Here is a 21,817-nt window from a genome sequence, read left to right as displayed (position 1 = left end):
TTGTTAATAGCCTGCGGCTTTATCATCGCCACGCGGATCAGCACCTCCCTCAAGCCTGTTGTCGGGCAGGGCGAGTATGGCATTCACTTTTCCCAGAATGGGTGAGCGATCTTCATTAATATGATACCCCCGTTTTTCAAGGGTTCTTAAGGTTTCAGGTTCGAAACTGTCAGGTTCGAACAGCACGACATCAGGCAGCCACTGGTGGTGAAATCTCGGCTGGTTCACTGCCTCCTGCATTCCCATTTCGTACTCATAGACATTCAGGATTACCTGTAAGACAGTGGTAATGATGGTAGAACCTCCCGGTGATCCCACCACCATGAATAAATCATCGTCTTTTTCAACTATGGTAGGTGTCATGCTGCTTAGCATTCGCTTTCCCGGGGCTATGCTGTTGGCCTCGCCTCCAATGAGTCCGAACATATTCGGCACTCCGGGCTTTGAGCTGAAATCATCCATTTCATTATTAAGAAAAATCCCCAGGTCATCATGGTAAAGCTTTGATCCATAGGCCCCGTTAAGGGTGGTCGTTACAGAAACCGCATTTCCCTGATTGTCAACGATCGAATAATGGGTGGTTTCCATGCTTTCAGCAAACATGATCTTCCCTTCTTCTATTTCTTCGGAAGGCGTTGCCCGTTCCAGGCTGAAGCCGGCCATTCGGTCTTTGAGGTAGTTTTTATTCAACAGTTCCTCCCTGGGTATGGTCACAAAATCAGGGTCGCCCAGGTAATGATTCCTGTCGGCGTAAGCCCTTCGCTCGGCCTCAACGATCAGTTGTATGCTTTCGGGTTCATTATGTCCCATTTCAGATAACTCGTAGGGTTCAATCATTCCCATAATCTGCCCCAGTGTAATACCTCCGCTGCTTGGAGGAGGCATGGATATCACTTTCAGGTTCTTATACTGAAAGCTCACCGGGTCGCGCCACACAGCCTCATAGGCCGCCAGGTCTTCTTCAGTGATAAAGCCGCCGTTTTTTTGTACAAAGGAAGCCAGTTCTTCTGCAATTTCCCCCCGGTAAAAACCGTCTTTACCCTGTTCCTTTATAACAGAGAGAGTTTTTGCCAGTGCATCATATCTTATGGTATCTCCTGCTTTGAACGCTTGGGCGAACAGCACGGTATCACCGCTAACTTCGATTATTTCCTCCCGGTAATTCTCCAGTCTTTTTTCCTGTTTTTCTGTTACGACCACCCCTCTTTTGGCAAGGGCGATAACTTCATCCATGATCACAGACATAGGCAGGCTTCCGAATTTTTCGTGAGCAGCAAACACCCCGGCCACAACACCAGGAACTCCGGCTGCCGTTGCACCGGTGCGACTCATTCCATCGATCACGTTCCCCAGAGAATCGAGATACATGTCCCGGTGGGCGGCCATAGGAGCCTTTTCCCTATAGTCTAAAGCGCCGGTCTCTCCATCGGCCATGCGATAAACCATAAAGCCACCTCCACCCAGGGTTCCGGCGAAAGGATAGGCAACAGCTAGAGCCAATTCTGTAGCAGCCATGGCATCAAAAGCATTTCCTCCCTTCTGAATCATTTTCAAACCGATAGCCGAGGCTTCTTCACGAGCCGTCACAACCATCGCCTGTTCTGCAACCAGGCCTGTAATCTTTTCCTTTTCACGGCGGCAGCCGCTTACCATAAGGGTGGCTGCGAGAAGATAGATTCCGATTTTTCTCATATTTCTGATAGTAGTATTCTTAATTATGAAATTCTAAAATAAATAACTTTTCAAAAGCCTTAAAGGTTTTTCCTGAATTCCTGACTGTAGGCCTGCAGGTCTTCAAAAAATTCAAAGAATTCCTGCTCGAACAAATCGTAATGGGCTCTGAGATCTTCTGTAGCATGATTCATGCCTGATTTATAGGCGGTACGCCGGTTCAGACCCTGAAAAACCTTTTCGATTCCTTCAAGATGGGCATAACTGCTCAGCCAGTCATCGGCGATCATATATGGCATCATTCTTTTTGCCTGGCTCGTTAGCCAGTCTTCATACTCCTGAAGCAAACGGTAGAAAGAGCCGGCAAATTCTTCAAGCGGGATCTCGCTGTAACGGGACCAGTTGGCAGCCAGGAAATGATCGTAATATATATCAACAATCACACCGCTGTAATGACTGTAATTTGCGTGCAGCCTTTTGGTGCTTTGCCTGAAAACGTGATGCTTATCGGTGTATGTATCTATCGCCCTGTGCAGAAGAATCCCATTTTTAATGGGTTCCGGATAATTCAGATATTTTCTGCCACGAATACTGTCTGCCATAAAATTACCAACGGTAATTCCGGGGTCATCACCAGATAAATAGATATGGGCCAGAAAGTTCATCGCTGAAATTTACAAAATCAAACGTAAGATAGGTTTCTCAGCTTCGTATATTTGCAGGGAACCATAAAATCTCAGAATGACCTTAATAAAATCGATCTCCGGAATACGGGGAACCATCGGAGGAAAAGCAGGGGAGAACCTGACCCCCACAGATGCCGTTAAATTTGCTGCAGCCTATGGTCAATGGCTCCGCGAATATCATGATAAGGATGATTTAACCGTTGTTATTGGCCGAGATGCCAGGCCTTCGGGCCCCATGATACAGCAATTGGTGTCTGCCACCCTGAGCGGGATGGGCATTCATATAACCGATCTCGGTCTTTCGACCACTCCCACGGTGGAAATCGCTGTTGCGCAGGAAAAAGCAGACGGGGGAATTATTCTTACTGCCAGTCATAACCCGGTTCAGTGGAACGCTCTTAAACTGCTGAACGAAAAGGGTGAATTTCTTAATGCCGCCCAGGGGGAACGCATTCTTGAGCTGGTCGAATCAGGAGAGTTTGATTTTGCCCCGGTAGAAGATCTGGGAGAGATACATCAGAATGATGCTTATATCGACATTCACATTGACGAAGTATTGGATCTTGAATGGGTGAATGCCGATCTGATCAGGGAAGCGGGCTTTAAAATTGTGGTCGATGGGGTGAACTCTTCTGGAGGGATCGCTATTCCGGCCCTGCTGAAGGCATTAGGGGTGGAAGTTGTCAAACTGTACTGCAACCCCGACGGGAACTTCCCGCATAATCCAGAGCCCTTAAAAGAACACCTTACCGCGATCATGGAGAAAGTACCGGCTGAAAAGGCCGATCTTGGTATCGTAGTTGATCCTGATGTGGATCGCCTTGCATTTATCAGCGAGAACGGGGAAATGTTCGGAGAAGAATACACTTTGGTGGCCTGCGCAGATTATATCCTGGGCAAAAATCCTGGCAATACGGTTTCCAACCTGTCTTCTTCACGTGCTCTGAGAGATATTACCGAGAAGCATGGAGGTACCTATCACGCAGCAGCCGTAGGAGAAGTGAATGTAGTGGCCAAAATGAAAGAGGTACAGGCCGTGATCGGAGGTGAGGGAAACGGCGGAATTATATACCCCGACAGTCACTATGGAAGGGATGCTCTGGTTGGAACAGCCTTGTTTCTGACGCACCTGGCAGAGAAGAAGATCAAAGTCAGTGAATTACGGGCAAGTTACCCTTCGTATTACATGAGCAAGAAAAAGGTTACGCTCACACCCGAACTTGACGTGGATGCGATCCTGGTGAGTTTGAAAAACAAGTATAAAGACGAGGATATTACTACGATAGACGGAGTCAAGATCGACTTTCCCGAAAATTGGGTGCATCTGAGAAAATCAAATACCGAACCCATCATAAGGGTATACACGGAGGCTCAGTCACAGCAGGCAGCTGATGAGCTGGCTGATCGTTTTATAAAGGAGCTCGAAGAGATTGCCGCCAAAGGCTGATCTTAAGACTTGAATTTGGCCGGAACCTTATCGCTGTGCTTGAACCGATTATGAGTCCAGAGGTAGTATTCCGGCTTTTCTCTGATCTGTTCTTCCAGCATTTCGGTAAAGATATCGGTGATCTCGTAATCCGGGTAAAGGTCAGGTGCCTCTGTAATCAATTTGAAAGTGGCCTGGTAGTATCCTCGTTTCACCTTTTGAATATCGATAAACATGACTACCAGGTTCATATCTTTTGCGATACGCTCTGCGTTGGTATGCACCGGTACAGTTATTCCAAGAAATTTACGCCAATAATGCGTCTTATGGGGTTGTGGTGACTGATCATTGGCAAAACCGTAAACCCCCAGCGTACCTTCCTTTTGATGTTTTCTCATCAGTTTCATAGTGTCATAGCGGGAAACAAGCTGTACCCCATGCTTCTTTCGAATTCGCTGAACCAGTTTATCGAAATATTTATTTGAGAGGGGGGCATAGATCACATAACCTTCATGGTTCATCTGGCTGGCCATGGATACCAACCACTCATAACTCGCGTAATGACCCGCCATCAGCATAATGCTCCGGTTCTGATCTTCATACTGTTTAAAAAGGTCGATATTTTTAAAGGTGAATCGCTTGCTGATCTCTTTTTTAGAAATGGTAAGGGTTTTTACCATTTCCAGGAAAAGATCGCACATATGCGAATAGAATCGCTTTTCTATCTCTTTTATCTCAGCATCGGTCTTTTCCGGGAAAGTAAGGGTAAGATTACGTCTGACCACCTTGGTTCGGTAACCTATCACCCTGTATATAAGGAAGCACAGAAAATCTGAAAGAGCATACAGCAGGCGAAAAGGTAAGATAGAGATAAACCATATAAAGGGATAAACCGCTAAATAAGCCAATAATTGCATGCCTGAATTTTTTGGGCAAATATAGCTATATTTGAGGCTAAACCATTGAACAAACATGAATTTAAGCATTGCTACGATCATAATAATAGCTGCCAATGTTATTGCCTCACTTAAAGGATTTAACGACTTTTCTTTTTTTGAACGCTATAAGTTCAACATAGGAGCGATCAGAAGGGGAGAGCAGATCAGAACAATTACGTCAGGTTTTTTACATGTAGATTTCACCCACCTGCTTTTCAACATGATCACCCTTTACTTCTTTGCCCCGATAGTTGTCAGGAATTTTGGTGATCCCAAATTTGTTCTCATCTACATCATAAGCCTGCTTTTTGGCAGCCTGCTGGCTATTTTCTTTCATAAAGATGAATACCACTATAGCGCAGTTGGCGCCAGCGGTGCTGTAACGGGAGTGTTGTATGCAGCTATCCTTCTTCAGCCGGGAATGAAACTCATGTTCTTTTTTATTCCGATCCCTATTCCTGCCTATATCTTTGGTATCGGGTACCTGCTTTACTCAATATACGGAATGAAGAATCGCCTGGGGAATATTGGTCATACCGCTCATTTTGGTGGCGCGGTTGGCGGTTATATCGCCACCCTGTTCTTCAGACCCTCGCTGATTACCGAAGAACCATTGATGGTGATATTATTGGCAATTCCGATCGTAATACTTTTCATACTTGAAAAGACAGGTAAAATCTGATTTTGGCACAGGATTTGACTTCATGTTCCCTGTAACTTAAAAATCCTGTTTTTATGAAACCATTCTATTTCTTGCTGATCTCCTTTTTAATGTGCATGCCGGTCGCTGCCCAGGAACCGGGAAAATTACAACTTAGGGGGGAAGCTACTATTAAAGCGGCACCTGACCAGGCCAGCCTGAGCTTTTCGATCATCACATCCGGAAAAGACCCCGGGAATGTAAAGAAAAGTAACGATGCCCAGGCTAACGACCTCATAGCGGCAATCAAATCTCTCGGAATAGATGCAAAAGATTATGCCACCACCCGGGTCGCATTGCGTAAGCAATATGACTACAATGAAAAAGAATATCAGTATATCGCCGAGCAACAGTTTCGCCTGCATTTGAAAGATCTCAGAACATATGTTCGCCTCAATGATGTGCTGCTGGAAAATGGTGTGAATGAGATCAGTCAGTTGAGTTTTGAGAGTTCAAAAATGGAGGAACTGCAACGAAATGCCAGAAAGGCCGCTGTGAACAATGCATTGGAAAAAGCCGAAGTCTATGCCGAATCATTCGGTCTGACGCTGGGGCAGCCTGTTCATATTCAGGAAATTCATCATGGTACCCCCGTTATCATAAGGCAGGAAGCCATGATGCGTTCTTCGGCTGATGCTATGGGGAAATCTGAAGAGTCGATAGCACCCGGAGAACTGGAGGTAAGAGCAGAGATCGAGGTGATATTTTCGTATAGTTCCTAAAAGCCAAAAAAAAAAGCATCGGAAAACCGATGCTTTTTTTACGCTTATATGGTTACGATTAAGAACCCAACAGTTCTTCTATCTTCGCATTCAAGGCTTCTCCTCTCAGATCTTTGGCAATGATTCGCCCTTCTTCATCAAGAATAAAGGTAGCCGGAATGGATGTGATATTGTAAAGCCTGGCTATGGGATCCTGCCAGAACTGCAGGTTTGATACGTGGTTCCAGGGAAGTTGATCTTCTTCTATCGCTTTTTCCCAGGCCTCCTTGGTACGGTCAAGAGAAACCCCGACTACGTTCAGACCTTTGTCATGATATTCCTTATACAAAGCAACCAGGTTCGGGTTCTCTGCCCTGCATGGCTTACACCAGGCAGCCCAGAAATCAAGAATGGTCACCTTTCCAAGCGATGCCTTTAAAGAAAGTGTATCTCCATCAGGTGTAGGGCCGGAAAAATCGGGTGCTTCTGCACCTACAGAAAGACGCGAAAGATTTTCAATGGTTTCTCCCACCTGTTGTCCGAGTGTGGTTTTCTTCAACTCCGGATCGATGGCCTCATACATAGTTTGAATTTCTTCAGCTTCAGCACTCTTTTGCTGAATGATCTGTTGCAGAAGTATCAGGGATACATAAGAATCAGGATTCTCCTTAACAAAAGTATTTCCGTACTCTCTGGCTTCCTCCTGAACTTCGGCGAAGGTTTCGCTTAAAACGTTCAGCGTTACAGTATCACCAGCTCTTTGTGCTTCCATGGCTTTAGCCCGAATATCTGACACCTTCTGTCTGATTGAACTGTTGTTGGCCATAAAACTGCTCAGGTCTTCATTTGAAGGTGTTCCGGCGATCTTAGACATATTGATGCTGTCTTTGTAGGCCGTTACTGCAATATTTCCTTCTTCAATGATAAAGGGCAGCCCTCCCTGAACACCTTCGATATAAAGCAGGTGCATTTCAGGCTGAGTCGCTTTTCCTGAGAAGGTGAAACTTTCGTTGGTAACTTCCAGAGTATCGACCATCACGGGCTGATTGTTTTCGCCCATCTTCTGGAGATAAGCCTTCTTACCGTCTTCGATACCTGAAACGTTCACGCTTACCGTATATTGATCTTTCTCGGCCTTACCACAGGCAATCAGGGTGACCAGCGAAAGAATACTAGCAATTTTTTTCATTCAGTAATTTATTTTATGATTTCGCACAAAGTTAAAATTTCCCGTCAAAGGGAAAAGCCTATTAACATAAAAGCCTCCGGAATACCGAAGGCTTTAACATCATATTATTATTTATGATCAATTGAACTGGTATCGTATACCCAACGCGATATCGAAATCCAAATCATCATTGAAATCACCGAAACCAAGTTCCGGACGGAAGTCAAGTGATAAAAGAAGAGGAATGTTGAAATTGTACTCTATCCCGATATCTCCTGCAGCAAAGAAAAAAGAACCGCTGTCGTCAAAATCAAAAGCAGGGTCAAAGCGATCATCATCATAATCGTAGCTTCCCAGACCACCACCGGCACCTACGTACCAGTTAAAGTTTCCATCAAGAGGGAAAACCCATTGATAGAGACCGGTCAGTTTAAAGGCGTCATAATCATTACTGTCTCTCCAACCCAGATCGAATTCCAGTCTGTTGGCCGGGTTGAGTCCCAGCTGATAGGAGATTTCTGCACCGAATCCATCACTGTCTCCCAATCGAAGACCCAAGGCATGCTTTGAAATATCCTGGGCTTTAAGACCCATGGTTGCGCCTACCAGTAGAAGGCCAAATAAAATAAAACGTTTCATGTAGATTTGATTTAGATTTGTTTACTTTCGAAACTAAAATTAACATTATTTATTTTATTGCTTGTTAAATGCATCATAAAGCAGCTCTAAAAGTACTACAATCCCGCCTTGAGGGAGCGTTATATTTCGACGACCTATATAAGAATCTTTACGCCACAGACGCCTCAGTTTACCGCGAACTTCCCCTCGCCGTAGCTATTCCAAAATCCAGAAATGACCTGAAATCGCTGATCGGTTTTGCCCGAAAAAACGGTATTTCACTCATTCCCAGAACCGCCGGTACATCGCTGGCCGGTCAGGTGGTTGGAAAAGGCATCGTAGTTGACGTTTCCAAACAATTCACCCGTATTCTTGAGGTTGATAAAGAGGAAGGCTGGGTGAGACTGGAACCGGGAGTGATCAGAGATGAACTCAATACGGAACTTTTGCCCGATGGATGGTTCTTTGGCCCTAATACTTCCACCAGTAACCGTTGTATGCTTGGCGGAATGGTGGGTAATAATTCTTCAGGTTCCACTTCAATCAAATACGGGGTGACCAGAGATAAGGTAATCGAGCTTGAAATGATACTCAGCGACGGCAGTGAAGTAAGCTTCGGTCCTGTGGATGAAAAAACACTTAAGGCAAAATTAACCCTGGACAGCCTGGAAGGAGATATCTACCGGCATATCATACAGACCCTGTCTCCTGAAAAAACTCAGGATCAGATCAGGGAAGGCTTTCCGCGGCCTGAAATTCACAGAAGAAATAATGGTTATGCCATAGATGCCCTTATAGAGCAACAGCCTTTTAACGCGAAGGGAGATACTTTCAATATGGCCAAGCTGATCGCCGGGAGTGAGGGAACACTGGGCTTGATCACTTCCATGAAATTAAAGCTTGATGCCCTGCCTCCTGAACATAATGTTATGATCGCAGCGCATTTTCGTTCGGTAACCGATGCCTGCGATGCGGTGTATGATCTGATGCAACACGACCTGTTCACTTGTGAGATGATGGATAAGGTTATATTGGATTGTACAAAGAACAATAAATCACAGCTTCCTAACCGCTTCTTTATCGAAGGAGATCCTGAGGCGATATTGTTACTCGAATTAAGGGATAAAAGTGAGGAAGGCCTGGAGAATAAAAGGTCAGAACTTTTACGAACCCTTGAGAAGCAGGAACTGGCCTATGCCTTTCCTTCATTATATGGCACAGATACCGACAAGGCTCTCGAATTGAGAAAGGCCGGACTCGGTCTGCTCGGAAATATGGTGGGTGATAAGAAAGCAGTGGCCTGTATTGAAGACACCGCTGTGGCAATTGAAGATCTGAGCGCTTACATAAAGGAATTCAGTGCCATTATGAGCCGCTATGGTCAAAAAGCTGTGTATTACGCTCATGCCGGGGCAGGGGAGTTGCATTTAAGGCCAATACTCGACCTTAAAAAGGGGAGCGATGTAGGTATGTTTCGGGATATCACCACCGAAGTGGCAAACCTTGTGAAAAAATACAATGGGGCCATGTCTGGGGAGCACGGAGACGGCAGGGTCCGCTCTGAGTTTATAGAAATGATGATCGGGTCTGAAAACTACCAGCTTCTCAGAGGTATCAAAAAGATCTTCGACCCGCAAAATATTTTTAATCCGGGAAAGATCATCGACCCTGTGCCCATGGATACCTCCCTCAGGTATGAAAAAGACCGGAAGGAACCGCTTATCAGTACCCTCATGGATTTTTCTGATTCTGAAGGAATCCTCAGGCTGGCCGAGAAATGCAACGGAAGCGGCGACTGTCGGAAGACTCACAAGTCTGGCGGAGTTATGTGCCCGAGCTATCATGCCACCAAAAATGAAAAAGATACCACGCGAGGAAGAGCCAATGTTTTGAGGGAAGTGCTGACGCAGAGCACCGAAAGCAACCGTTTCAACAGCCAGGCCTTAAAGCAGGCTTTCGACCTGTGTATCAGCTGCAAGGGATGCAGCAGTGAATGCCCCAGCAATGTAGATGTAGCGACGATGAAAGCAGAATTCCTGTATCAGTATCATAAGGAAAATCCTCCCGGACTGAGAGATCGCATCTTTGCGTACAACACCAGCTTAAACAAGTTGGGGAGTCGTTTTTCCGGTATATCCAATATGATGCTGCGAATGGGTTTGACCAAAACTGTTTTGGGTATAGCACCGCAGCGCAAATTACCCGAACTAGGTGCGTTCGATTTTAAGAATTATTTGAATTCCAGGAATGTTTCAGGCGATAAAGGAAAGGTGATACTGATGGTCGACGAGTTCAGTCAGTATATGGATATTGACATAGCCAAAGATGCCATAGATCTCTTAAGCAGCCTGGGGTATGAAATAGAATTGTTTATGGGTGAAAGTGGACGAACCTTCATTTCAAAGGGGTTCTTAAAACAAGCCCGTGAGATCGCTGAGGGAAATATCAAAGCACTTTCGGGCAAAGTGTCGGCAGACACACCTCTGCTAGGAATAGAACCCTCTGCTGTTTTGTCTTTCAGAGATGAGTATTATCGCCTTGTCGAAGATCCCGAAAAAGCCAGGAAAGTAGGAGAGCACGCCTTTCTTATTGAAGAATTTTTGTCAAAAGAGCTGCAAGGCGGTAAATTATCTCCCGATGCTTTTACCGATCAGGCCAAAACGATCAAATTTCACGGACATTGTCATCAGAAGTCACAGAGTAATCTGAAGCCCACTTTCGATTTGTTGAGTCTTCCTGAAAATTATAAAGTAACCATCATCAATTCCGGGTGTTGTGGTATGGCAGGGTCTTTCGGGTATGAAAAGGAGCACTATGATGTAAGTATGAAGATCGGGGAGCAACGGTTATTTCCGGCCGTAAGAAAAGCACCGTTTGAAACCATTATAGCTGCCAATGGCACCAGCTGCCGGCACCAGATCTCAGATGGAACAGGCAGAAAAGCGCTGCACCCTGTGAGTATTTTAAAGGAAGCCCTCAGGGAGCCTGTAAAGTAACCCTGTAATCGACCAGCTCCTGAATATTGACTTCAGAGAATTCGGTAGGAGCCGGAAGGGTGATGAACTCCTGAAGTTCCGCAGCGTTGCTCAGTTCATACTGTAGCAGTATCTCAGATCGAATGAGTCCGACGTCAGGTGCAAAGTAAAGAAACCCGTTGATCAGTTCCTGGTCTATCAGTATGGGAACGGTTACCGGCAATCCCTCCAGATCACCTGTGACTGCAGCCTGTGCCCTTACAGTCAGTGCTGTTTCGATCACATTATTGTAGAGCGTTCCGTTCACCTCGTATTCTGAAAGGATATTGTTTTGAGAAGTTACCACCTGGTATTCAAAATTCAATTCCAGGCCTTCAATATCGGCCGTCTGCATTCCGTCATCCTGGAAAAGAACAGTGCCCGCAGCAGCATTGGTATCGTACAAGACCACATTGGAAAATGGTAAAACGATCTGATCGGTACCAAGACCGAGATCTTCCAGCAATCCGGTAAGCAGTAGCCGGTCATTATCGATCCGGATGAGTGATCCTGATGCCAGTTGGGTAAAAACGCCATAGCGTGGTATTCTGGCATTAAGCTTTGTAAGGCTAAGACCATCTACCACGGTATCTTTCTCAACATAAAGGCTGTCAGTTCCCGGTTCAGCAGCCATCACATCATAGATCCAGTAATTACCCGGGTTGCCGGGAAAGTAGTTGGCGTTCTCATCAACAGAAGGGGTGTTTCCGGTATCATCGTCGTTAGAGCAGGAGGGAAGCAACAGGCTGATAACAAAGCCCAGGAAAAGCATCAATCGTTTCATAATCAGTCTTTTGACTAAAGGTAAGTAATTTGCCTCTAACGTTTCCCGGTAATCGTTATAGCGGCCAACAAATCTTTATAATCCATTGTTTTGATATCGTCATCTGAGTAGAACGGACTGAGTTTGTCATTTTGAAAATGATACAGCTCCCAGCGCTTGTTGTGGTATTCCAGCGCGGTGAGATTTTCTATCCAATCTCCTGAATTCAGATACAGACAGGTACCATGCTTATTGACCTTGCGCAACATCTGTGGCTGGTGAATATGACCGCAAATCACGTATTTATAGCCGTTCTCGATGGCAAGATCAGCTGCGACCCGTTCGAAATCACCTATATATTTCACAGCTTTTTTCACACTGGCCTTGATCTTTTTGGAAAGCGAAAAGCGTTCTTTTCCGAAGCGTTCCAAAAACCAGTTGATCACCCGATTGATAAGAATCAGCAGATCATATCCCCAACCTCCGAGTTTTGCGATCCATTTGGTATGTTGAATAGAGGCGTCGAAGACATCGCCATGAAAAAACCAGGCTTTCTTCCCATCCAGCTTCAGTACTAATTTATTCAGCACATGTATATTACCCATGGTCACATCGGTGAATTTGCGGAGCATTTCATCATGATTTCCCGTTATGTAATACACCTCGGTTCCTTTGGTCGACAGGTCTATGATTTTTTTGATGACCTGCAGGTGAGCTTTGGGGAAATATCGTTTACGGAACTGCCAGATATCGATGATATCACCGTTAAGCACCAGCTTTTCAGGATTGATACTGTTCAAATAGGAGAGGAGCTCACCGGCATGACAGCCATAGGTACCCAGGTGTACATCGGAAATCACAACCAGTTCTACTTTTCGTTTTCGCAAGAGAGAAATGTTTTTTACGAAATAACGGCAACTATGTAACCCTATCATTACGTGCAGATTAACCTTTGCTAAAACCTTCGTTAAATTTACATCAGCCGTATCGCCTGATATTACCAAAGGATTACGAAGAATTTATTTTTTGATTCTGTGAGGTAAAAAATTACATTTGTTCAAAATCAGATCTATGCCTGGGAATACCATAGGAAAACTATTTAACTTAACCACTTTCGGAGAATCACATGGCGAGGCTCTGGGCGGTGTCATTGACGGCTGTCCTGCAGGAATCAGTATCGATTTAAGCAAGGTTCAATACGATCTTGACCGAAGAAGACCCGGGCAATCTGCAATCGTAACCCAAAGGAAGGAACCTGATCAGGTGCGATTCCTTTCCGGAATATTCGAAGGTAAAACCACCGGCACGCCCATTGGTTTTATCATAGAGAACACCAATCAAAAGTCAAAGGATTATTCCCATATCAAGGATGCTTACCGACCCTCTCACGCCGATTACGTCTATGATCAGAAATACGGTTTCAGGGATTATCGCGGGGGCGGAAGGAGTTCTGCCCGTGAAACCGCCTGTCGAGTAGTAGCCGGAGCTGTTGCCAAGCAGTTGCTTGGAGAAGTGCAGATACAGGCGTATGTTTCTGCTGTGGGTGACCTGGCATTGCCGGGAAACTATATGGATTATAACCTGGAGCAGGCCGAAAAGAATATCGTAAGATGTCCTGATCCTGAAACTGCAGAAAAAATGCAGGAGTATATCAAACAAATCCGGAAAGAAGGCGATACGGTTGGCGGCGTGGTTAGCTGCGTGGTCAAAAATCTGCCTGTCGGGCTTGGAGAACCTGTTTTTGACAAGCTGCATGCTGAATTGGGCAAAGCCATGCTTTCGATCAATGCTGTTAAAGGTTTTGAATACGGAAGCGGTTTCGGCGGAGCTGCCATGCGCGGAAGCGAACACAACGATAGGATCAATAAAGACGGAACCACCCAAACCAACTTTTCAGGAGGAATTCAGGGAGGTATCAGCAACGGGATGGATATCTATTTCAGAACGGCTTTTAAGCCGGTTGCGACCATTATGCAAGACCAGGAAACCATCGATAAGGAAGGGAAGGAGGTCACCATGACAGGGAAAGGCAGGCATGACCCCTGCGTGGTACCGCGTGCCGTGCCTATAGTTGAAGCGATGACCGCTCTGGTGCTGGCCGATCATCTGTTGCTGGCGAGATCAAACAAACGTTAACTAAACGAAGTATCGAATGAAGAAAATAGCATTACACTGGCAAATTATAATCGGACTCATTTTAGGTATCGTGTGGGCGATACTATCCAGTAAACTGGGGTGGAGCGAGTTCACCAATAACTGGATAGCCCCTTTTGGTACCATTTTCATCAACCTGCTTAAGCTGATCGCCGTTCCACTGGTGCTGTTTTCTATCATTACGGGAGTGGCCAATATAGGAGATCCTTCCAGCCTGGGACGTATGGGTGGAAAAACCCTTTTAGCCTACCTGCTTACCACTGTTCTCGCGGTGGCAGTAGGACTCACCCTGGTTAATCTTGTGAATCCGGGGAAACTCATCGATGAGCAAAGCCGCATCGACAACCGTATCAGTTACGAGTTGTGGGCCAGTGAAAATAATTATCAGATAAAAGACGGTATTAACTACCTGCAGGACCCGGCTTTTATGGAAAGAGCCCGGGAAATTTCAAACCTCAGTAAACAGCAACTGCAGGACGCTTCGGTAAGCGAAAAAATGCAAACGGCTAATCAAACCAAGGAAGCCGGCCCGCTTCAGCCCTTGGTAGATCTGGTACCTGAAAACATTTTTCTCTCCCTTGGAGACAACGGACTGATGTTACAGGTGATATTTTTCGCCCTGTTCTTCGGTATCAGCCTGTTGCTTATTCCGGAAGCAAAGGCCAGACCCGTGAAGAATTTTATGGATGGCACCATGGAAGTATTCCTCAAGATGGTCGATCTGGTTATGAAAGCGGCCCCTTTCTTCGTATTTGCCCTGTTGGCCGGAGTTGTGAGCAAGATGGCGGGAGATAACCTGGGTAAGGTCATTGAAATATTCAAAGGGTTAAGCTGGTATTCGGTTACCGTTTTCGTTGGCTTGGTTCTCATGATATTTGTCGTTTACCCGGCCATATTTAAAATATTCATAAGGAAAGTGTCTTACGGCGGATTTTTCAAAGCCATGAGCCCTGCGCAAACCCTGGCCTTTTCAACTTCGAGCAGCGCTGCCACACTGCCCGTTACCATGGAGTGTGTGGAGGATAACCTTGGGGTAGATAAGAAAATCACGAGTTTTGTTCTGCCGATAGGTGCGACCGTAAATATGGATGGAACCTGTCTCTACCAGGCTGTTGCAGTGGTCTTTCTGGCTCAAATGCACATGATCGACCTGACCCTGGCTCAACAGCTTACCATTGTACTCACCGCCACCCTGGCTTCTATAGGTTCTGCAGCCGTACCAAGTGCCGGCCTGGTGATGCTTATTATCGTTCTTCAGTCTGTGAATCTGAATCCGGCCTGGATCGGAATCATCCTGCCCGTAGACCGTATTCTGGATATGTGCCGAACAGTGGTCAATGTTACAGGAGATGCTACCGTATCTTCCCTGATCGCGAAAAGTGAAGGCATGTTCAATTACAAACCTAAGAAGGTAGAACGTGAGACAGTAGAAATCTGAACATAAATAAAGACATTGATATCAAAGCCCGGGAATAACACCCGGGCTTTTTTTATCGGTAAAAGTGAGGTTTTTTCGGACGAAATAACAGGTTGTTGCATACACACAAGAACTTTAAAATTCAAACATCGCAGCTGGCTTTTTTTACCACAAAATTCACCCCCTACACAACATAAAATTCATAATGCTGAAAATGCTCTGTAGTTTTAAAATGAATTTAATCGAGAAACAGTAAAGTGAACCACAGGTTCCATTTCCCAAATATGGCCTGCAAATCTTACCTGAACCCTGCTTAACCGAAGAAAGCTTCCATGCTATGGTAAACACTGGAAGCTTTTTTTATGGGTAAAGGTCAACCCCGGTAACCTAACTGTTAATCGTACGTATTCAAAAGAATAACATTGAAAGAATTTTTTAGTTTGAGCACAAAACCGACTTCATACAGGGCTAGCATCTATAATCTCTCCGGAGAATTTTTGAACAGCCGAAATCAACTGGAGGAGCTCATTCGAATGCTGCACACCAACATCGAAGACTTCCTCACGTCTACAAAAATGTACCTGAAGGCCAATGATCGTTTTTCTATCGTTCGTGCCGGTAATAAACTAAAGAACCTGCTTTCAATGATCGAGGCTTACGGGCTTCTTGATTACCTGGATGTCATCGAGAGGGAGTGCCAGCACCTCGACACCCTGAATTATGTCGAGAAACTGCTGGAAGATTTTAAAAATGAATACCTGCTGGTACACAGTGACCTTAACAGGCAAATCAATAAAATACATGGATAAGAACGCAACAGTGCTGCTGGCCGATCAAGACAGGATGCTGTCCAGCCTGATGGCTTACAGGCTACGAAATTCAGGATTTAAGGTCATTTTATGCAGGGATTTGAATAGTCTGAAAGATCATTTAAAGGAAAGTTCGGCAGACCTGATCGTTTGTAATTCACAGTTGGGAAACACTAAGGATTTCGATCATCTCTTCTCCCTTAAAGATTCCCGGTCACAATTTCCCCAATTCCTTATAATAGGAGAGAGGGCTCAACAGAACAGGATAACCGACCTGATGGAAATGGGTGCCGATGCTTATATGCTGAAACCCGTAACCCCCGCACTGCTCATTTCTGAAATAGAGGAAATGCTGCTTGCCAAAAAGGTATTTCTGGGCGGTTAAATCATCTTATGTATGCTATGGTGATGTTAACATACAAATATCCGTGATACGCAACATTAATTTTTCATAACCGACTGGTTTATATAAGTTTACCATGTATTTGAGAAGCAAGCCCCAAACTTGCAGACTAATTCAAATGTTATGAGAGACCTTCAAGTCTTACCTGAATCCTACTTGTCTTCCTGCCGCCTTCCGGATCTACTTAGTTCTCCGGAAGGAAGCAGCGGGGAGAACGAATACCTTAAAGAATTTCTTCCTTTAATAGAGCAAAACATTCAGCGTTTCATACATAAAACTTCAGATTATATTTACCGTAACGATTTTCAGGGAATAGGATCATCGGCCCGTTCATTGCTGGAAGATATTTGCTTTTTCCGTTTAGATGGTATCAATGAACTGATGAGCGAAATGGTGTTTCTTAGCCGCACCCGCTCCAACATGGGGCAGATCATCAGGTTATTTAACATCTTTATTGATCAATATCCCTTTCTTCTTAGAAATCTGAGAGCCTCATTTCAGTGATATCTCACTGCATGAGCGTGGTTTCATCGATAATTAATCAACTACATCACCTTTTATTTAACGAATATTAACGTCCTTTTTTTGTATCTTTTCATAGTAAAAAAGCTATAAAAAGATGATCAATATCCATACTTTATCCATTCGTAAATGCTTTGAATTCTTCTTCCTGGCAATATGCTTCCTGTTGGCTTTATCTTCGGCTGCCCAGAATAGCTTCACCGAGTATCAGGGGGTGGTAAGAGATGCAGAAACCGGCAATGAACTGATATTTGCCACTATTGCTGTCACCAATTCAAATCTGAGCACCATTACCAATGCAGACGGAGAATTTCTGCTGAAGATTCCTGATGAGCTGAAAGATGAAAATGTTATTTTTTCCTTTTTAGGCTATTATAAGGAAAGTATGCCGGTGACCGAACTCAGCCCTGCAGGAAATGAGATCTCCCTGAGGCCGGCGGCCATCGAATTGGAAGAGGTAAGTCTTTCCGGAGCCGGAAGTGCCAGGGACCTCGTCCTGGAAATGCTCAAACGAAAAGCCACCAATTATATCGATCAACCTGTTAAAATGACTGCATTTTACAGAGAAACCATCAAGAAAAGAAGAAGAGATGCTTCCTTAGCCGAAGCGGTGGTATTCATTTACAAACAACCCAATGAAAGAGGAAGAAACGATGCCATAGAACTCTATAAGTCCAGGAAGAGTACCAATTATGACCGCTTGGATACAATAGCCCTAAAACTTCAGGGCGGACCCTATACACCTCTGTACACCGATATGATGAAATACCCTCAGTATATCTTCGATCAGAATCTCATCAATAATTACCTGTTCACTTATGGCAATCCCTCTGTTATAAACGGCCGTAATGCCTATGTTGTAGAGTTTGAGCAACGGCCGGGTATCGAAGAACCCTTGCATTACGGCAAGCTCTTCATCGATGCGCAGAGTTACGCCCTCATCAGTGCCGTTTACAACCTGAATCTTGAAAACCGGGAGGAAGCCGCCAGTTTCATGGTACGTAAAAAGCCGGCGAACTATGAGGTCTGGCCAACAGAAGCTGCCTACAGGGTCGATTACAGAATCAAGGAAGGCCTGTGGTATTATGGCTATGGAAACGTACAGCTGGCCTTCGTGGTCGATGAGAAAGGTAAATTGTTCAATTCGAAATATTACGTCAGCAGTGAAATGGCCGTGACAGACTGGGCTCCTGTTGATGATGAAGATATTATCAGAAGAAGGGATCAGCTAAGACCCTCGGTTATCATCGCTGATGAGATTTCGGGGTTTTCAGATCCTGATTTCTGGGGAGCCTATAATGTGATTGAGCCCGATAAATCGATCGAATCGGCTATTGATAAGATACAACGGGAAATAAGGAATGACTAGAATATATGGAGAAGTAAGAATTAACAAATGATTACATGGTTTGGTACACTTTTGGCTGTACCTTTGAAATCAGAGAAATAAGGAATGAGACTATATCTGGCCATCATCACTGTGTTTTTCAGCCTGGGAACCCTTCAGGCTCAGGGCGATCTGCCCAAAACCCCGAGAAAGATCGAGGGAATGGAATCTGCGCCTAAACCGGAGGCAGATAAGAATAATAACCCCCTGATGACTCCCGACATTATGAAGCTTCCCGACCTGAATACAGAAGGGTCTTCCGCCAAAAGTCTGCTCGATATGGCCAATAAAGAGGTCGATATGATGCAAAACGAAAAATTTCTCGATCCCGGAACCCGTTATAAAAAGAAGGCAAACCGGGAACTTACAAAAGATGAAGACAGAACTGCAGGAGCCACCAGTACCCAATACTTAGGAGACTTTAAAACCGACAGTAAACTGGTGAAGATCGTTTGCCGGGATCACCAGTATGTAGATGGTGACCGGGTTCGCGTATTCATCAATGACAGGATTATTCAACCCAATATATTACTCGACAGTAATTTCAAGGCTTTTTATGTGGAGCTCGAACCGGGTTTTAACAAAATCGATTTTCAGGCGCTTAACCAGGGTACCTCCGGTCCGAACACCGCGGCTTTTGCTGTTTATGATGAAAACAACTTAGTTCTTTCATCCAATATGTGGAATCTTGCCACAGGAGTCAAAGCCACCATGATAGTGGTCAAAGAAGGGGAATAGTACCTCCGACAGTTCAGACGAATTCCTATAATCATTTATAACTGATACTTCAAAGGGCTGAAAATATTAGTCCTGATTTTCATTCCTAAGAATTAAACATCCCGGAAGATTCCTGTCCTTTTTTTGATTTCCCGCAATAACCATTTCATAGGCAGTAACCTTAAGAAGTATTTAACAAGTATTTTGGCAAATAATCAGGTTATTTGGAAAAAATTAAACTAAAATCTATGAAATCAAGATTAGGCATCTCCCTGCTTATGGCTGCCTGTTTTCTTGGTTCTTCCTGTTCAGCTGAAGCTCAGTTGTTTAAGAAGAAAGACAAGAAAGAAGGGCAGGCAGAAACCAAAAAAGAAGATAAGAACGGAATCAAACCTTTTTCAAAGGTAATTCCTGCTGATGCTCAAAAAGACGAAGGCCTGTTTACGGTCTACACCGACAATGATAAGATGTACTATGAGATACCCGACAGTCTTTTTGGCAGGGAAATGCTCATGGTTACCCGAATTGCCAAAACCGCAACTAATATCGGGTTTGGTGGAGGAAAAGCCAATACCCAGGTTCTGCGTTGGGAAAAAAAGCCCAAAAAAGTGTTGCTGAGAGTGGTATCTCACGAGATCTATGCTGCCGACTCCCTGCCGATTCACGAAGCGGTGGTTAATTCTAACCTGGAACCCATACTACATAGTTTTGATATTAAAGCCCTCGGGAAAGATTCTACCTCTGTAGTGATACAGGTGAACGATCTTTTTGAGAACGATGTCAAACCTCTAGGGCTTCCAGAATACTATCGTGACCGTTTTAAGGTGACCAATGTTGACAGAGACCGTACATATATCGAAAACCTCAGAAGTTATCCGCTCAATATTGAGGCGAGACATGTAAAAACCTATAATTCCAAAAATCCACCCTCGAACGAAAGCCTTGGATCTATTACCGTTGAGATGAATAATTCGATGGTCCTGCTACCAAAGGAACCTATGAAGAGACGGTACTTCGATCAAAGGGTAGGGTGGTTTGCCAGAGGGCAGACAGATTACGGTCTGGATGTGCAGGAAAGTAAAACCATACGATACCTGGATCGATGGAGACTGGAAGTAAAAGAAGAAGATCTGGAGAAATTCAGGAACGGGGAATTGGTGGAGCCTAAAAAGCCAATTGTCTACTATATTGACAGAGCAACCCCTGTAAAATGGAGAAAATATATCAAAGAGGGTATCGAAGACTGGCAGGTGGCTTTCGAAGAGGCCGGATTTAAAAACGCCATCATCGCTAAAGACCCGCCTTCTGAGGAAGAAGACCCGGATTGGTCTCCTGAAGATGTACGTTATTCGGTGGTACGTTACCTGGCGTCTCCGATACCGAATGCTAACGGACCTCACGTAAGCGATCCCCGAAGTGGTGAGATTCTGGAATCTGATATCAACTGGTATCACAATGTGATGACCCTTCTTAAAAACTGGTACTTTGTACAAACAGCAGCCATCAACCCCGATGCGCAAAAAGTTGAATTCGATGACGAGATCATGGGCAGATTGATTCGTTTTGTCTCTTCTCATGAGGTAGGTCACACCCTTGGTTTACCCCATAATATGGGTAGTAGCGTAGCCTATCCTGTAGACTCTCTCAGATCGGCTGAATTCACCCAGAAATACGGAACAGCCCCTTCTATCATGGACTATGCGCGATTTAATTACGTGGCCCAACCTGAAGATAAAGGCGTAGCACTGATGCCCGGTATCGGGGTTTATGATAAATATGCTATCAAATGGGGATACAAGCCCATTCCCGATAAATCGGCAAAAGAAGAAAAAGAGATTCTTGACAGCTGGATACTTGAACACGCCGGGGACCCTATGTATCGATTCGGAAGCCAGCAACGAGTGGTGGTTGACCCGAGCTCTCAAACAGAAGATCTTGGTGACGATGCGGTAAAAGCGAGTGATTACGGAATAGAAAATCTCAAGCGTATCGTGCCTAACCTTATCAAATGGACCTATGAGAAGGGCGAGAATTATGAGAAGCTGGACCAAATGTACGGACAAGTATTTTCACAATTCAACAGGTATATGGGGCATGTGAGCAATAATATCGGCGGGGTTTATGAATATTACAAGACCTACGATCAGGATGGTGCCGTTTACACCCACGTATCTAAGGATCATCAGCAAAAATGTATGGATTTCCTGCAAAGACAACTATTTGCCACCCCCACCTGGATGTTGGAAAATGAGATCGTGAATAAAATCGAGCACGACGGTAGTGTGGAGCGTATGCGCAGGCTGCAGACCAGAACCCTTAATAATCTGTTAGACTTCGGAAGACTAGCAAGAATTATTGAAAATGAAGCCTTGTACGGCGATGAAGCATACAGCCTGGAGGAGATGATGAGTGAACTCAGAGGAGGTCTGTTCAGTGAACTGAGAAGGGGAGAGACCATAGATACCTATCGCAGAAATCTGCAACGCGCCTACGTGGAACGACTCGGATATCTTTTACAGGAAGAGCAGGAGCAGAGCCGGAGAACAGCCAGCGAGATCGATGCCAGCCAGTCTGATATCAGAGCGATCTCAAGAGCTGAACTGAATACCTTACGTTCACTGGTGAGCAATGCTATCAATCGAACCAATGATACGATGAGCAAATATCACCTGAGAGATCTCAGAGACCGTATCGATGAGACGCTCGATCCAAACAGTTAAACA

Annotated in this window: 19 protein-coding genes; 12 read left to right on the top strand and 7 right to left on the bottom strand. The window is 44.8% G+C overall.

The genetic code is table 11. From position 1 onward, the window contains the following. Positions 1-3 precede the first annotated feature (3 nt). The gene (gene ggt, locus K7R10_RS01120; RefSeq protein WP_224482839.1) at positions 4-1,692 is read right to left on the bottom strand and encodes a gamma-glutamyltransferase; all 1,689 of its coding nucleotides are present in this window, start codon (positions 1,690-1,692) and stop codon (positions 4-6) included. Positions 1,693-1,751: 59 nt separating this feature from the next. Beyond that, complete coding sequence (locus K7R10_RS01115) at positions 1,752-2,336, bottom strand: acyl carrier protein phosphodiesterase (protein ID WP_224482838.1); 585 nt, start codon at positions 2,334-2,336, stop codon at positions 1,752-1,754. 76 nt (positions 2,337-2,412) lie between these two features. Here K7R10_RS01115 and glmM point away from each other — a divergent pair, with 76 nt between their 5' ends. Continuing rightward, positions 2,413-3,804, top strand: coding sequence for a phosphoglucosamine mutase (glmM, locus tag K7R10_RS01110; RefSeq protein WP_224482837.1), 1,392 nt, complete (start codon positions 2,413-2,415; stop codon positions 3,802-3,804). A 2-nt stretch (positions 3,805-3,806) separates the two neighbouring features. Here the strand turns inward: glmM and K7R10_RS01105 are convergent, their stop codons facing one another. Continuing rightward, positions 3,807-4,700 (bottom strand): lysophospholipid acyltransferase family protein, encoded by an 894-nt coding sequence (locus K7R10_RS01105; RefSeq protein ID WP_224482836.1) that lies wholly within the window; start codon positions 4,698-4,700, stop codon positions 3,807-3,809. 55 nt (positions 4,701-4,755) lie between these two features. Between K7R10_RS01105 and K7R10_RS01100 the strand changes: the two genes are divergently transcribed. Continuing rightward, positions 4,756-5,403: a rhomboid family intramembrane serine protease gene (locus K7R10_RS01100; protein ID WP_224482835.1), complete on the top strand. Its 648-nt coding sequence runs from the start codon at positions 4,756-4,758 to the stop codon at positions 5,401-5,403. A gap of 53 nt (positions 5,404-5,456) precedes the next feature. Then, on the top strand, positions 5,457-6,143 hold the full coding sequence (locus K7R10_RS01095) for an SIMPL domain-containing protein (RefSeq protein ID WP_224482834.1): 687 nt from the start codon (positions 5,457-5,459) through the stop codon (positions 6,141-6,143). 58 nt (positions 6,144-6,201) lie between these two features. Here the strand turns inward: K7R10_RS01095 and K7R10_RS01090 are convergent, their stop codons facing one another. Then, on the bottom strand, positions 6,202-7,311 hold the full coding sequence (locus K7R10_RS01090; RefSeq protein ID WP_224482833.1) for a TlpA disulfide reductase family protein: 1,110 nt from the start codon (positions 7,309-7,311) through the stop codon (positions 6,202-6,204). 117 nt (positions 7,312-7,428) lie between these two features. Next, a complete protein-coding gene (locus K7R10_RS01085) occupies positions 7,429-7,929 on the bottom strand; it encodes a porin family protein (protein WP_224482832.1) in 501 nt (166 codons plus the stop codon). Between the two features lie 68 nt (positions 7,930-7,997). Here K7R10_RS01085 and K7R10_RS01080 point away from each other — a divergent pair, with 68 nt between their 5' ends. Continuing rightward, positions 7,998-10,904: an FAD-binding and (Fe-S)-binding domain-containing protein gene (locus K7R10_RS01080; RefSeq protein ID WP_224482831.1), complete on the top strand. Its 2,907-nt coding sequence runs from the start codon at positions 7,998-8,000 to the stop codon at positions 10,902-10,904. Here the strand turns inward: K7R10_RS01080 and K7R10_RS01075 are convergent. Continuing rightward, a complete protein-coding gene (locus K7R10_RS01075; RefSeq protein ID WP_224482830.1) occupies positions 10,885-11,706 on the bottom strand; it encodes a hypothetical protein in 822 nt (273 codons plus the stop codon). The two genes, K7R10_RS01080 and K7R10_RS01075, sit on opposite strands and share 20 nt — an antisense overlap. A gap of 35 nt (positions 11,707-11,741) precedes the next feature. Then, the gene (locus K7R10_RS01070) at positions 11,742-12,572 is read right to left on the bottom strand and encodes a UDP-2,3-diacylglucosamine diphosphatase (RefSeq protein ID WP_224482829.1); all 831 of its coding nucleotides are present in this window, start codon (positions 12,570-12,572) and stop codon (positions 11,742-11,744) included. A gap of 184 nt (positions 12,573-12,756) precedes the next feature. Here K7R10_RS01070 and aroC point away from each other — a divergent pair, with 184 nt between their 5' ends. The 8 genes from aroC to K7R10_RS01030 all read left to right on the top strand — a co-directional run bounded on the left by aroC (position 12,757) and on the right by K7R10_RS01030 (position 21,814). Then, positions 12,757-13,821, top strand: a complete 1,065-nt coding sequence (gene aroC, locus K7R10_RS01065) for a chorismate synthase (RefSeq protein WP_224482828.1) — start codon at positions 12,757-12,759, stop codon at positions 13,819-13,821. Between the two features lie 16 nt (positions 13,822-13,837). Next, positions 13,838-15,277: a dicarboxylate/amino acid:cation symporter gene (locus K7R10_RS01060; RefSeq protein WP_224482827.1), complete on the top strand. Its 1,440-nt coding sequence runs from the start codon at positions 13,838-13,840 to the stop codon at positions 15,275-15,277. Positions 15,278-15,696: 419 nt separating this feature from the next. Continuing rightward, on the top strand, positions 15,697-16,065 hold the full coding sequence (locus K7R10_RS01055; protein WP_224482826.1) for a hypothetical protein: 369 nt from the start codon (positions 15,697-15,699) through the stop codon (positions 16,063-16,065). Next, positions 16,058-16,450 (top strand): response regulator, encoded by a 393-nt coding sequence (locus tag K7R10_RS01050; protein ID WP_224482825.1) that lies wholly within the window; start codon positions 16,058-16,060, stop codon positions 16,448-16,450. The genes K7R10_RS01055 and K7R10_RS01050 overlap by 8 nt, the downstream gene beginning before the upstream one ends. A 141-nt stretch (positions 16,451-16,591) precedes the next feature. Next, the gene (locus tag K7R10_RS01045) at positions 16,592-16,972 is read left to right on the top strand and encodes a hypothetical protein (protein WP_224482824.1); all 381 of its coding nucleotides are present in this window, start codon (positions 16,592-16,594) and stop codon (positions 16,970-16,972) included. 115 nt (positions 16,973-17,087) lie between these two features. Then, the gene (locus tag K7R10_RS01040) at positions 17,088-18,359 is read left to right on the top strand and encodes a carboxypeptidase-like regulatory domain-containing protein (RefSeq protein ID WP_224482823.1); all 1,272 of its coding nucleotides are present in this window, start codon (positions 17,088-17,090) and stop codon (positions 18,357-18,359) included. 84 nt (positions 18,360-18,443) lie between these two features. Further along, complete coding sequence (locus tag K7R10_RS01035) at positions 18,444-19,115, top strand: hypothetical protein (protein ID WP_224482822.1); 672 nt, start codon at positions 18,444-18,446, stop codon at positions 19,113-19,115. A 227-nt stretch (positions 19,116-19,342) separates the two neighbouring features. Beyond that, positions 19,343-21,814: a zinc-dependent metalloprotease gene (locus K7R10_RS01030; RefSeq protein WP_224482821.1), complete on the top strand. Its 2,472-nt coding sequence runs from the start codon at positions 19,343-19,345 to the stop codon at positions 21,812-21,814. The last annotated feature ends 3 nt before the right edge of the window (positions 21,815-21,817 follow it).

Origin of the sequence: Robertkochia aurantiaca (assembly GCF_020166495.1) — a bacterium.
GTDB classification, from domain to species: Bacteria; Bacteroidota; Bacteroidia; order Flavobacteriales; family Flavobacteriaceae; genus Robertkochia; species Robertkochia aurantiaca.
Note: the sequence above shows the minus strand (reverse complement) of the source record. Positions and strands in the feature narration are given on the sequence as shown.

What these genes read in the sequence shown, in the direction of transcription:
- ggt (WP_224482839.1), bottom strand. Translation starts at nt 1,692, where the DNA reads ATGAGAAAAATCGGAATCTATCTTCTCGCAGCCACCCTTATGGTAAGC.
- K7R10_RS01115 (WP_224482838.1), bottom strand. Translation starts at nt 2,336, where the DNA reads ATGAACTTTCTGGCCCATATCTATTTATCTGGTGATGACCCCGGAATT.
- glmM (WP_224482837.1), top strand. Translation starts at nt 2,413, where the DNA reads ATGACCTTAATAAAATCGATCTCCGGAATACGGGGAACCATCGGAGGA.
- K7R10_RS01105 (WP_224482836.1), bottom strand. Translation starts at nt 4,700, where the DNA reads ATGCAATTATTGGCTTATTTAGCGGTTTATCCCTTTATATGGTTTATC.
- K7R10_RS01100 (WP_224482835.1), top strand. Translation starts at nt 4,756, where the DNA reads ATGAATTTAAGCATTGCTACGATCATAATAATAGCTGCCAATGTTATT.
- K7R10_RS01095 (WP_224482834.1), top strand. Translation starts at nt 5,457, where the DNA reads ATGAAACCATTCTATTTCTTGCTGATCTCCTTTTTAATGTGCATGCCG.
- K7R10_RS01090 (WP_224482833.1), bottom strand. Translation starts at nt 7,311, where the DNA reads ATGAAAAAAATTGCTAGTATTCTTTCGCTGGTCACCCTGATTGCCTGT.
- K7R10_RS01085 (WP_224482832.1), bottom strand. Translation starts at nt 7,929, where the DNA reads ATGAAACGTTTTATTTTATTTGGCCTTCTACTGGTAGGCGCAACCATG.
- K7R10_RS01080 (WP_224482831.1), top strand. Translation starts at nt 7,998, where the DNA reads ATGCATCATAAAGCAGCTCTAAAAGTACTACAATCCCGCCTTGAGGGA.
- K7R10_RS01075 (WP_224482830.1), bottom strand. Translation starts at nt 11,706, where the DNA reads ATGAAACGATTGATGCTTTTCCTGGGCTTTGTTATCAGCCTGTTGCTT.
- aroC (WP_224482828.1), top strand. Translation starts at nt 12,757, where the DNA reads ATGCCTGGGAATACCATAGGAAAACTATTTAACTTAACCACTTTCGGA.
- K7R10_RS01060 (WP_224482827.1), top strand. Translation starts at nt 13,838, where the DNA reads ATGAAGAAAATAGCATTACACTGGCAAATTATAATCGGACTCATTTTA.
- K7R10_RS01050 (WP_224482825.1), top strand. Translation starts at nt 16,058, where the DNA reads ATGGATAAGAACGCAACAGTGCTGCTGGCCGATCAAGACAGGATGCTG.
- K7R10_RS01045 (WP_224482824.1), top strand. Translation starts at nt 16,592, where the DNA reads ATGAGAGACCTTCAAGTCTTACCTGAATCCTACTTGTCTTCCTGCCGC.
- K7R10_RS01040 (WP_224482823.1), top strand. Translation starts at nt 17,088, where the DNA reads ATGATCAATATCCATACTTTATCCATTCGTAAATGCTTTGAATTCTTC.
- K7R10_RS01035 (WP_224482822.1), top strand. Translation starts at nt 18,444, where the DNA reads ATGAGACTATATCTGGCCATCATCACTGTGTTTTTCAGCCTGGGAACC.
- K7R10_RS01030 (WP_224482821.1), top strand. Translation starts at nt 19,343, where the DNA reads ATGAAATCAAGATTAGGCATCTCCCTGCTTATGGCTGCCTGTTTTCTT.